We start from the raw sequence: 11,325 nt of genomic DNA on the forward strand, positions 1-11,325 counted from the left end.
ACCTGTTCGATAGGCCCTTTCACCAGGCCAGCTTGGGCACCGCGTCAAGCAGCATGCGCGTATATGGCTGTTTCGGCTGAGTGAATATTTGAGAAACGGTACCTTCTTCGACAATCTTGCCGTGATGCATGACAACAACGCGGTCGCACAGATGGCGAACGACAGACAGGTCATGGCTGATAAAAAGCAATGTCAGATCAAGGCTTTTCCTCAGTTGCAACAGGAGATTGATAACCTGTGCCTGAATGGAAACGTCGAGCGAAGCCACTGGCTCGTCGCAAACGATGAGCTCCGGTTGCATTGCCAGCGCCCGCGCAATAGCAATGCGCTGTCGCTGTCCGCCGGAGAATTGGTGAGGATAACGGTCTGCCAGCGCCGGATCGAATGCCACTGATTTCAGCCAGCGATTGACATATTCGCGCGCGTCTTTCTTGGTGCAAAGCCCGTGTGCGATCGGCCCTTCCGCGACGGACTGAAATATTGTGCGGCGTGGATCAAGCGATGCAAAGGGGTCCTGAAAGATCATTTGAACGGAAGTGCCAATCTTGCGGTCTTTTTCCCGCACCTTGCGAGCGTCAACCAGAACATTACCCGAAGTTGGCGTGGAGATGCCGCAGATGATGCGGCCAAGCGTTGATTTCCCCGAGCCGGATTCGCCGACCAGCCCCAGCACTTCGCCGCGTGCAATCGTAAGAGTTGCGGACTGAACGGCATGGACGGCATGAGCTGGTTTGGCGAGGCCGAGCCGTTGGGCAAAACGGCCAAGCGAGCCTACCGGCTTTTGGAAGATCATCGTAACGTCATCGGCGCTGACGAAGTTCGGGCTTGGGGCGAGAGATTTATTCTTCTGCGTCTCTATAATTGAATATTCGCCAGCGTTCTCGGTGGCGCTTGAGGTTAGAAGCTCCCCTGGCTGTTTTCGTGACGGCAGGGCATCAAGCAGGCCTTGAGTGTAGGAGTGCTTGGGAGAACCGAGTACTTCGGCAACGCTCCCCATCTCGACAATCTTGCCAAGCCGCATGACGGCTATTCTCTGTGAGATTGAAGCAACGGTCGCGAGATCATGGCTGATCCAGATCATCGAGATGCCCAATTCAGAGACGAGCGCTTTCACTTCTTTGAGGATTTCCGCTTGAACCGACACATCGAGCGCGGTTGTGGGTTCGTCCGCGATTACCAGTTTGGGCTTGTGAAGCAGCGCAATAGCAATCGCCACGCGTTGGCGCATGCCACCTGAAAACTGATGTGGATACTGGTCGACCTTCTTTTCCGGCTCGACAATGCGCACCCGCGCCAAAGCTTCGATTGCTCTGCGGCGAACTTCGGCATCCGAAGCCTTTTCGTGAGCGCGGATAGCCATTGCGATCTGGTCGATGACCTTGAGGACCGGGTTTAGGGTCATCATGGGGTCCTGAAAGACCATAGAGACTTCCCGACCGCGAATGCTGCGCAATTGGTTTTCCGGCAATCCGACCAGCTCCCGGCCTTCAAATCGAATTGAACTTCCGGGTTGAATTCTGCCGGGCTTATCGATCAGGCCAATCAGAGAGAAGCCGGTGATCGATTTTCCTGAACCAGATTCTCCGACAAGGCCAAGTATTTCGCCTTTCCCGATTTCAAATGAGATGCCATCGACGGATTTCACCGTACCGCGGTCAGTTTCAAAATAAGTGGAGAGATTGTCGACTTGTAGCAGAGCTGTCATTTGCGCAGCCTCGGATTGAGTATGTCTCTGATCTGATCGCCCATGAGATTGATGGCCATGATCAGAACAATCAGCGCAACGCCCGGATAGATGGAAATCCAGTAGCGGCCCGACAGAAGATACTGGAAGCCATTGGCAATCAACATTCCAAGGGAGGGCTCTGTTGGCGGCAGGCCGACACCAAGAAATGAAAGCGTGGCTTCCAGCGAAATGGCTGAAGCAACTTGCACAGTTGCCACGACGATGAGCGGTGGCAGGGAGTTGGGCAGGATATGCCGTGTCACGACGTGCCAGCCACTCATCGGCACGGAAAGGGCTGCCTGCACGTAATCCTTTTGCCGTTCCGCCGCCGCCGCACCATGTGCCGTGCGCACGAAATAGGCATATTGCGCGAAGACAAGTGCCAGAATGAGCTGCCACTTTCCCTGACCGAGCACGGCGGCAACCACGAAGGCCAGCAGGATGGCCGGAAATGACAATTGCACATCCACAAGGCGCATTATGAAAGTTTCTGTTCGCCCGCCAAGATAGGCCGCGAAACAACCGACAATCGCGCCGAGGCTGAAGGCTATGGCCCCTGCAATCAGTCCCATTTCGAGTGATATGCGCAGACCATATATAATGGCTGACAGCAGGTCGCGTCCCTGACTGTCCGAGCCGAGCAGATAATACATGCCCTGGGCACCGACATAGCCGGGCGGCCGGCGCGCATCACGCAGCACGAGAGATTTGAGGTCGTAGGGGTCTTGTGGCGTGATCCATGGCGCGAATATTGCCAGCAGAGCAATGATGACAACCACAGCGAATGCGATAACCGCGACCTTGTTCTTGGAAAAGGCCCGCCAAAACTCCTTCACAGGAGACGTGCTGCTTATTGGAGCGGAGCTTTGAGTTGATACCGTTTCGGCCATCTCAGCGACCTTTCTGACGCAGTCGTGGATCGAGGGCTGCATAAGCCAGATCGACGCAAAGGTTGATGACGACGAAGAGGATCGCGACCATCATCAGATAGGCGACCATGACTGGACGGTCGAGCGATGCGATGGAGTCTACGATGAGTTTTCCGAGCCCCGGCCAGTTGAAAATGGTTTCCGTGACAAGAGCGAAGGCAAGTGTTGAGCCGAGTTCCAGACCAAACACCGTAACAAGCGGAATGGAGATCAACTTCAATACATGCCGGCGCAGGATCGTGTGTTCAGGAATGCCTGCCGCCCGTGCAAATTTAATTGTATCGGTCGTCATTATCTCGCGTGTGCCTGCTGCTGCCAGTCGACACATCATCGCCATCTTGAACAGAGCCAGATTAAGAACTGGAAGGAAGAGATGTGACCAGCCATCGCGGGTCAAAAACGAAAAGGGAATCCCGAAAATATCGGCAGTCTCTCCTCGCCCACCGGCGGGCAACATGCCGAGCTGAACAGCAAACACCATAATCAGCATCAATCCGATCCAGAAGGTAGGTACGGAAAAGCCAAGTATCGAGCCTGCCATGATCAGTTTGGAAACGAACCCTTCTGGCTTGTAACCGGCATAGACGCCAAGAGGGATGCCGATAAGAGAGGCAAGCAGAACGGCGATAACAGCGAGCTCCAAGGTCGCCGGCAATCGCTGGGCAATCAACTCGCTGACTGGCATGTTGAAGACGAATGATCTTCCGAAGTCGCCACTGACAGTCTTGGCGACAAAATCGGCATATTGTTTCCAGAGGGGCTGGTTGAGGCCGTATTCCTCGATAACCCGCTGGCGGATTTCTTGCGTAACATCCGGTGAAATGAGTACGTCAATGGGGTTGCCGATGACGTAAACGCCAATGAACACAAGAATGGACATGACCACCAGGACGATGAACGCCTGTCCCGACCTGCGGAGAATGAATGAGGCCATTGGCTTTTCTCTGGCTAGTGCCCCAATGGTTGCATTCGGGCAAGGGTTGCGAGGGACTTGGAAGGTTTGACCGGCGCGTTAATGCCAGTCATGCTCGATCTCGTGGCGTGTTTCTTCGACACCGACTTTCCAGATTTCCATCATGTCCCGATCGGGCCTTTGGAAGACGCCGTGATAATTGCCCTCAGCAATACGTTCACGCTTTCTGCCAGCATCGACGCGCGCGGATGCGGCAAAGTCGATGCGCTCTTTCTGGAAATTCGGGATCGGCGCACCTTCCAGGCGGGTCCATGGAAAGTTCTCCATCCAGCTGGCATGGCTGGCAGCAGGGTCAATCTCCTGCACTTTTGCCATGGTCTTTGGCGCGCGCCACCAGTCGTGGAGCTTGACCGAAGTGTCGCGATGACTGTTCATCCATTCCGACAGGAGAGGGTTGATAGGCGAATTGCCGCCATGACCGTTGACAATCAGAATGCGACGGAAACCTGAATGATAGACACTGTTCAGAACGTCCTCGATCACATTGATGTAGGTGCGCAGCGTCAGCGTAACCGTACCTGGAAAATCAGCGAACCCGGATGCCATTCCATAGGGCAGGCAAGGAAACACCGGCACGCCTGTCGGCTCGGCCGCCTCTACGGCGACGCGTTCGGCCAGGATCATATCGGTTGCCAAGCTCAAATAGGCATGTTGTTCAATAGACCCGATCGGGATGACGCAACGGTCGTCTTCTTTTACACGTGCTTCGACCTGCGACCAATGCATGTCCTGAATGCGCATTTTCGTCTCCTGCAATTTTCCGGATTGGCAACCAGAGCGCACTAACCCCTCGCAGGGATGGTTGTGCGATGGCACCCCTGCATTCATTTGCTTTTTTGAATTCGGTTCCATTAGGAACAAAAAAATAGAGTTGACGCAACAAAATTTTTAAATATCGTTCCAAATAGTACTAAATGAAAAACCGCTGAGGTTTTATCGATGGATGATTTGTTGCGTACGGCTCTTTACGAAGGGCGCGCGGGACGGGAGGAGCCGGGGCTTTCCAGTCTTTCGGAGGGCGATCCGCTCTATCCCAAGCTCTGGCGAAATCCGTGCTGGCTTTCATTTCGGTTGAACTATCTGGCGTTGCGGTTCAACAATCCTGTTTATGGATTGATCCAGCAGCAACTTGGTTTGCTGCGGCCGGAGTTTGTCGTGCTTTGGTCGCTCTATCTGAGCGCCGAGTTGACCCTGACCGAAGTTGTCCGGTCGTCCGGTTTCCCAAAAAATACCTTGAGCCGTGCCGTGAACAAGCTCGACACGTTGGGCATGATCAGCCGCGAGCTCGACCCCATTGACCAGCGCCGAGTTGCTTTAAAACTGACTGAAAAAGGGCGTTTGGCGGTGGAAGCTGTCGAGGCGAAGATGATGGATCACGAACGCATGATGCTCGAATCCCTGTCGCCCGCCGAGCGTTTGAACCTTTCTGAAATCCTGACCAAGCTGGTGGTAGCTTCGGAAAGTTGGCCGCAGCAGCTCGTCGCGGATTTGGAGCCTATCGAAGGCGAAGATACCTGAAACAGCACATCTCGGATCAATAATCGGCAAGTCGGCTTGCCATGGATTTTACTACTCGTCATGCCAATGAGAAAATTACAGGGGAAAAAATGACCATTCGTTCGATATTCAACACCGCCTTACTGGCAACGACACTGATGATGCCGTTGTCAGCGATTGCTGCCGACCTCGTGATTGCCACGAAATCGGGGCCAGCTTCAATGGACCCGCACTTTACGGCAACGTCTGCGAATGCCGAAGCGACCAAGCATGTTTTCGATACGCTCTTGAAATCGGGCAATAAGCTCGAAGTCGAACCGTCACTCGCTGTGAGCTGGAAGCCTGTCGATGACACGACGTGGGAGTTCAAACTGCGTGAAGGTGTCAAATTCCACGATGGATCGGACTTTACTGCCGAGGACGTGAAGTTTTCCATCGAGCGCATTCCAAATGTTACGGGACCTAATCCTTCGACCATTTATGTTCGCAGGGTGAAGGGTGTGGAAGTGATCGATCCGCTGACCGTCCGTGTGACGACGGTTGGATCGGCGCCAACATTGCCCAATGATTTCGTACGTCTGTTCATTGTTTCCCACAAGGCTGCAGCGGATTACTCGACCAAGGAAACGGCCGCAGACGGTTTCAATTCAGGTAAGGCTACGATTGGTACGGGTCCTTATAAATTTGTGAAATGGGCTCCCACGCAGGACTTGGTACTGGAAAAATTTGACGGTTACTGGGGTGGTGCCCAGCCTTGGGATCACGTCGTGCGCAAGGAAATTCCCAATGATGCTGCTCGCGTTGCCCAGCTGAAGGCCGGTCAGGTTGATTTGATATCGAAGGTTCCTTCGACAGATCTTGCTGCCTTGGAGTCCGATTCCAAGCTGGACGTCGTGAAGGATGAATCCGTCTATATTCCCTATCTGGAGTTCGACTTCCGCAAAGAATCGCCAATGGTCTGGGATAAAACCGGCAAAAAGCTGGAGAAGAACCCATTCCTTGATCCGCGTGTGCGTGAAGCTTTCGACCTGGCTATTGATCGCCAGACGATCACGGAAGTAGCGTTGGAAGGCATGGGCTCGGTGCCCACGCAAATGGTGGCCTCGAATATTTTCGGCTACAACAAGGACATTGCTCCGGCTGCTTACGACGTTGAAAAGGCAGTCAAGCTGATGGCCGATGCTGGCTATCCGGATGGTTTCAAAGTGTCATTGAATTATGCCAATGACCGTATGCCGATGGAATTGGGGCCGACAATTGCCCAGTTGCTCGCTTCGATCAATGTTCAGGTCGATGTCAGCGGCGTCCCTGCAGCGGTATTTAATCCGGCCAAGACGCGCGGGGATTATTCGCTCTATATGGCGTCTTGGGGCACGCTGACCGGTGAATCCAACTATATGCTGTCGTCATTGATGCATACAAATGACACCGCGAAATCACTGGGCGCTTTCAATACGCGCGGATATTCCAATCCGGAAATGGACAAGCTGATTGAGGATGCCGGTAGTGAAATGGACGAGGCCAAGCGTGGCGCTCTTCTTGAGAAAGCCAATCTGCTTGTTTCAACCGACAGACCAGATTTGCCGCTTGCTGTGAACATGTCGGCATGGGGTGTAAAAAAGGACAAGATTTCCTATACGCCGCGCTCTGACGAGGACACGTTGGCAATGGACGTCAAGCCGAAATAAGACCGTATCCACTGGCGGCTTCAAGGCCGCCGGTTTTTTTAGCGAGTTAATGAAGATGCCCGAATTTGTACCTGTCATCGCGTTGCATGGCGGCGCTGGAACCATTCTTAAAGCCAATATGACGCCAGAGAAGGAAGCAGCCTATCATGCCGGCCTGCGGGAATGCCTGCAGGCTGGACTGGATGTTCTGCGTAAAGGTGGCAAAGCACTTGATGCCGTGACGGCATCTGTGATTGCCCTGGAAGAAAATCCGCTTTTCAACGCCGGGCACGGAGCCGTTTTCACGACGGATGAAACGCATGAGATGGATGCGGCCATCATGGATGGTGCAACGCGGGCATGCGGTGCCATCTCCGGAATTTGCGGGCCACGCAATCCTGTTCTGGCGGCACGTGCAGTCATGGAGCAGACCGAACACGTATTTTTCGCAGGCGAGGGGGCAAAGCGATTTTGCGAAGCTGCCGGTCTGGAAATGATGGCGCCGGAATGGTTCTCGACGGAACAGCGTCGCAAGGCCTTGCACGACGAAATGGCACGTCGTCGCAGTGGTGCCGCCGACGATGGCGATCCTGCCCGCAAACATGGCACTGTCGGAGCAGTTGCACTGGATCGTTTCGGTCATCTGGCGGCAGCCACATCCACGGGCGGCATGACCGCCAAGACACCGGGACGCGTTGGCGACAGCCCGGTCATCGGTGCTGGAACCTGGGCGGATGACGAGACGGTAGCGCTTTCCGCCACAGGTCACGGAGAATATTTCATTCGCTGGGCGGTGGGTCACGAAGTGAATGCACGGATGCGCTGGGCAGGGCAATCGCTCAATGAGGCAGCTGGCGCGGTTGTCCGCGAGCTGGGTGAAATCGGTGGCTCTGGCGGTCTTGTTGCGGTGGATCGCAAAGGCAATGTCAGCCTGCCGTTCAACAGCCCAGGCATGTATCGTGCATGGTGCGGTTTGGACGGGGAGATAAATACGGGTATATATAGATAGCAGAGATGCCATAAAGACCAGAACACAGCCTGATACCGGGATGCAATTTATGAACCTCTACAATGGAAGCATCCGATCTGCCTTGCTTCCATTTCTCTTGTGTCTGCTGTTCAACCTTCTGGCGATAGGCAGCCTTGCTGTTTATCAACGAGCGGCGCTGTTGTCCGAACTTCAAGCTGCCAGCTTTACGTTACATCGTGAGGCTTCCCAACGTGCCGACCAACACGATGCCCATCTGACGGCGCTTTCAACGATCGCTCAATCCAAAGCGCGAACGGCTGATGTTTCGCAGGATGACGTTTTCCTCGAAGTGGCGGCAACGATCACTCGTTTCTATCCGCGCATCGATGAAATTCAACTGGTGCCGATGAACCCGGCTGAGCCGGTGACCGGCACAAGAAAGCTGGAACCGGAACTGGCTGATGCCATACGTGTGGCCGCTCGTTCATCGCGAGGCGTCCCCGAGCTTCTGGCACCTGCTGCGCGACCCGGGCATTACATGATCGTAAAACGCAGCCCGAATACGGACACCCCGCACGACGGTCTGACACTCTCGATCAATGCGAGCAGTCTCATCAGTTCTGACGATGCATTCTGGAGCCGGGATGGCGTTGCGCAGCGTATCCTCATGCCAGATGGGAAGGTTTTGTTCAGTAGCGCGGGCACATTTGGTGAAGCGCATTTTTCCAAGAAACTGGGCAGTGCAACGCAACCGCTTCTCTTCCAGACAGCCCTTGCCATGGGCTGGACTGATCTTTTGCCGTTTGACCAGCTTATTCCGATCCTCGTTCTTACGAACCTGCTGTTCTTTGGTGGATTGGTCATCGTTCGCCAGACACAACGCACGCGCCATGCGGAACGTCGTGCAGAACTGAGTAGCCTCGAAGCCCGATTGGCACACGCCTCACGCGTCAACACGATGGGCGAAATGGCAAGCGGCATGGCACATGAGTTGACGCAGCCCCTGACGGCCCTTCTGGCGGGGGCTCAGGCGGGGCGCCGCTTGTTGAGCCGCAACAATATGACGGCGCTGGCCGGAGCGCTGGACGATATGGTGGATCAGGCGCGTCGGGCATCCGCCATTCTGGATCGGCTACGCAATTGGTCTCGTCCGCAGCGCCGGCAGACGAAACATGCTGATCTGCGCCTTTCACTTCAGAACGTGCAGACACTGCTCGCCTCGGAGGCTGTACGACAAGGCGTCAAAGTTGAACTCTCGATACCCGAGACACCTTTGTTGGCTGCGTTTGACCCGGTGGAAATGGAACAGGTGATGTTCAATCTTCTCCGCAATGCAATTGAATCCTTTCATGATAGTGATGGTGATCGATGGATCAACGCATCTCTGAAAGCTGACGGATCGCTCGCTATTCTGGAAATTGCCGATAACGGCCCCGGTGTTGCGCCAGAGTTGTTGCCGCGTCTTTTTACCCCTTTTACGACAAATCGCCCTGAAGGGACCGGTCTCGGCCTGGCACTCAGCCAGCGGCTGGTTGAACGCTTTGGTGGTGAAATTTCCTATATTCCTCAGGAGCAAGGTGCGTTGTTTCGCGTTGTGCTCCCAATCGCCGATGGCACAGGAAGTTAAGACGATGGTTCAACCGGTCTATCTTGTCGATGATGATGAAGCGGTACGAAAGTCGCTCAGCCTTCTTCTGTCAACCATAGACATCGAGGTCAGGGGGTTTGCTGATCCTTCCGCTTTTTTGGCGCAGCTGCCGCGACTGAAACCCGGATGCATGATTTTCGATATTCGCATGCCTGTCATGACGGGCCTGAAGCTTCAGGAGCTTCTGGCCGGGCAGGAAGTTGACTGGCCGGTGATCATCATCTCGGGCCACGGCGATATCGAAGCCTGTCGTCGCGCCTTTAGAAATGGCGCGGTGGATTATCTTTCCAAGCCGGTCGATGAGCAGGATTTGATCGATGCAATCCAGAAGGCTCAGCAACTGCTTGAACGCAAGCTGGGGAGCGAGGCTCTGAGAGCCGAAACGCTGGCACTGCTGGACGCGCTGACAGCGCGTGAGCGTGAGGTGCTTGATCGTATTGCACAAGGCTTCACTACCCGGCAAATTGCCGACGGTCTTGAATTGTCACCACGCACGATAGATAGCCACCGTGCGGCCATAGGAGCAAAACTGGGCACGACATCGCAAGCGGAAATGACACGCTTGTGGCTTGAAGGACAGTCACATCCGTAGAACTACCGATAAGTTCGTAAATGTTACGGATTTCACTGCTTGCTGACGGGAACTAAATGTTCCTCATCACAACTGAGGAACGACCATGATCCGTAAACTTGCAATTATCGTTTTGTCGATGGCCCCGGCTGCCGCTTTCGCTCAGACTCTTCCCACCACGCCCTATCTGCCGCTTGATCTGGCAACCAAAGCTGCACAGGCTGCACTGGATGCCTGTGTCGCCAAGGGCAATAATGTGAGCGTTGCAGTTGTGGCGCGAGACGGATCGACCAAGGTTCTGCTCAAGGCCGATCTTTCTGGTCCGCATACCGGCAACAGCGCAGAAGGAAAAGCGTTCACGTCGGCTGCTCTGGGCCGTGATTCCGGTGAAGTCGCAGAGTTTATCGCGTCGAAGCCAGCCAATAATGGCATGCGGGACATGGATTCTCGCTTCGTTATTCAGGCGGGTGGGTTGCCGATCAAGATCGGGGATGCACTGGTCGGCGGAATTGGCGTTGGCGGCGCACCATCGGGTGCAACTGATGCGGAATGCGCACTTGCTGGTCTGCAGGCTATCGAAGCAAAGTAAGAATGAACAATCGGGGCTGAACGTGGTTCAACCCCGATCATTTTCAGCGAGAATGACAAAAGGGGCGCAGTTACGCGCCCCTTTTACTAATAGTGACCCCGCCTCACGCGTGGCCCACTATAATAGTGGTGTCTGTGATGATTGCGCCAGGCGTTGTGCCTGTAATGGCGATGCGAATGCCAGCGTGGTCCACGATAATGGCGGTGATGCGAGCGCCAGTTGTTTCGCTTGTAGTGATGCCGTTTCTTCCAATGTTTCCGTGAATGATGTCCCCGATGATCCCGGACTTGTTCGACATTCGAACTCACGTCTGGTTTTGCGACGTTCAGTGTCGGCGCGGCATTGGCAGCACCTGCTCCGATCAGCATCCCGACACCGAGAACACCGGCGATCAGTCCTTTAACTAGGTTCATTCTGCGTACTCCTTTCAAGCTCGCATCCTGAAATCTGGCGCATGAACTGATGATGAACGGGAAAAAGCGGGGAAAATCCGGCTTGATGGTCATACAAGTTTTACAACCACAAACCAGTCCCCAGACTGGTAGCTTCGCGATTCAACGACTACGTATAAGGGTGGAATCGTAACCGTGAAATCGCGACGGAGAAACATGCACAGAACTGGCTTCGTCGGAACTATCCTGATGCTGTTTGCAGCCTTTCCCGCTGCTGCAAACGACGCGCAATTGGTTGCCGATATGGCTTCCGAGTGCTGGAAGTTGCCCGAGAATATTGATTATCAACGAGCGTCCGCAACT

At 54.5% G+C, this 11,325-nt stretch carries 11 protein-coding genes; 6 read left to right on the forward strand and 5 right to left on the reverse strand.

Annotated elements, in window-relative coordinates:
* Window positions 1-19: 19 nt before the first annotated feature.
* From FG152_RS00210 to FG152_RS00225, 4 genes are all read right to left on the reverse strand, one after another.
* A complete protein-coding gene (locus FG152_RS00210; RefSeq protein ID WP_010659315.1) occupies window positions 20-1,705 on the reverse strand; it encodes a dipeptide ABC transporter ATP-binding protein in 1,686 nt (561 codons plus the stop codon).
* The gene (locus tag FG152_RS00215; RefSeq protein WP_010659314.1) at window positions 1,702-2,562 is read right to left on the reverse strand and encodes an ABC transporter permease; all 861 of its coding nucleotides are present in this window, start codon (window positions 2,560-2,562) and stop codon (window positions 1,702-1,704) included. Before FG152_RS00215 ends, FG152_RS00210 begins: the two co-directional genes overlap by 4 nt.
* Window positions 2,563-2,617: 55 nt before the next feature.
* Window positions 2,618-3,589 carry an ABC transporter permease gene (locus FG152_RS00220; protein WP_010659313.1) on the reverse strand — a complete coding sequence of 324 codons (972 nt, stop codon included), beginning with the start codon at window positions 3,587-3,589 and terminating at the stop codon, window positions 2,618-2,620.
* Window positions 3,590-3,667: 78 nt separating this feature from the next.
* Complete coding sequence (locus FG152_RS00225; RefSeq protein ID WP_010659312.1) at window positions 3,668-4,369, reverse strand: creatininase family protein; 702 nt, start codon at window positions 4,367-4,369, stop codon at window positions 3,668-3,670.
* Window positions 4,370-4,567: 198 nt separating this feature from the next.
* Here FG152_RS00225 and FG152_RS00230 point away from each other — a divergent pair, with 198 nt between their 5' ends.
* The 6 genes from FG152_RS00230 to FG152_RS00255 all read left to right on the forward strand — a co-directional run bounded on the left by FG152_RS00230 (window position 4,568) and on the right by FG152_RS00255 (window position 10,570).
* Complete coding sequence (locus FG152_RS00230) at window positions 4,568-5,146, forward strand: MarR family winged helix-turn-helix transcriptional regulator (protein ID WP_010659311.1); 579 nt, start codon at window positions 4,568-4,570, stop codon at window positions 5,144-5,146.
* A gap of 89 nt (window positions 5,147-5,235) precedes the next feature.
* Window positions 5,236-6,813: an ABC transporter substrate-binding protein gene (locus tag FG152_RS00235; RefSeq protein WP_010659310.1), complete on the forward strand. Its 1,578-nt coding sequence runs from the start codon at window positions 5,236-5,238 to the stop codon at window positions 6,811-6,813.
* 55 nt (window positions 6,814-6,868) lie between these two features.
* Entirely contained in the window at window positions 6,869-7,801 is a 933-nt protein-coding gene (locus tag FG152_RS00240) for an isoaspartyl peptidase/L-asparaginase family protein (protein WP_105529408.1), read from the forward strand.
* A 49-nt stretch (window positions 7,802-7,850) separates the two neighbouring features.
* Window positions 7,851-9,389, forward strand: coding sequence for a sensor histidine kinase (locus FG152_RS00245; protein ID WP_010659307.1), 1,539 nt, complete (start codon window positions 7,851-7,853; stop codon window positions 9,387-9,389).
* A 4-nt stretch (window positions 9,390-9,393) separates the two neighbouring features.
* Window positions 9,394-10,002, forward strand: a complete 609-nt coding sequence (locus tag FG152_RS00250) for a response regulator transcription factor (RefSeq protein ID WP_010659306.1) — start codon at window positions 9,394-9,396, stop codon at window positions 10,000-10,002.
* An 85-nt stretch (window positions 10,003-10,087) separates the two neighbouring features.
* Entirely contained in the window at window positions 10,088-10,570 is a 483-nt protein-coding gene (locus tag FG152_RS00255) for a GlcG/HbpS family heme-binding protein (RefSeq protein WP_010659305.1), read from the forward strand.
* Window positions 10,571-10,656: 86 nt separating this feature from the next.
* Here the strand turns inward: FG152_RS00255 and FG152_RS00260 are convergent, their stop codons facing one another.
* A complete protein-coding gene (locus FG152_RS00260) occupies window positions 10,657-10,983 on the reverse strand; it encodes a hypothetical protein (protein WP_155269258.1) in 327 nt (108 codons plus the stop codon).
* Window positions 10,984-11,325: the final 342 nt, after the last annotated feature.

The sequence above is a fragment of the Ochrobactrum sp. XJ1 genome (assembly GCF_024701725.1).
GTDB classification, from domain to species: Bacteria; Pseudomonadota; Alphaproteobacteria; order Rhizobiales; family Rhizobiaceae; genus Brucella; species Brucella anthropi.

Coding starts and splice junctions, on each gene's coding strand:
- FG152_RS00210 (WP_010659315.1), bottom strand. CDS start 1,705: ATGACAGCTCTGCTACAAGTCGACAATCTCTCCACTTATTTTGAAACT.
- FG152_RS00220 (WP_010659313.1), bottom strand. CDS start 3,589: ATGGCCTCATTCATTCTCCGCAGGTCGGGACAGGCGTTCATCGTCCTG.
- FG152_RS00225 (WP_010659312.1), bottom strand. CDS start 4,369: ATGCGCATTCAGGACATGCATTGGTCGCAGGTCGAAGCACGTGTAAAA.
- FG152_RS00230 (WP_010659311.1), top strand. CDS start 4,568: ATGGATGATTTGTTGCGTACGGCTCTTTACGAAGGGCGCGCGGGACGG.
- FG152_RS00235 (WP_010659310.1), top strand. CDS start 5,236: ATGACCATTCGTTCGATATTCAACACCGCCTTACTGGCAACGACACTG.
- FG152_RS00240 (WP_105529408.1), top strand. CDS start 6,869: ATGCCCGAATTTGTACCTGTCATCGCGTTGCATGGCGGCGCTGGAACC.
- FG152_RS00245 (WP_010659307.1), top strand. CDS start 7,851: ATGAACCTCTACAATGGAAGCATCCGATCTGCCTTGCTTCCATTTCTC.
- FG152_RS00250 (WP_010659306.1), top strand. CDS start 9,394: ATGGTTCAACCGGTCTATCTTGTCGATGATGATGAAGCGGTACGAAAG.
- FG152_RS00255 (WP_010659305.1), top strand. CDS start 10,088: ATGATCCGTAAACTTGCAATTATCGTTTTGTCGATGGCCCCGGCTGCC.
- FG152_RS00260 (WP_155269258.1), bottom strand. CDS start 10,983: ATGAACCTAGTTAAAGGACTGATCGCCGGTGTTCTCGGTGTCGGGATG.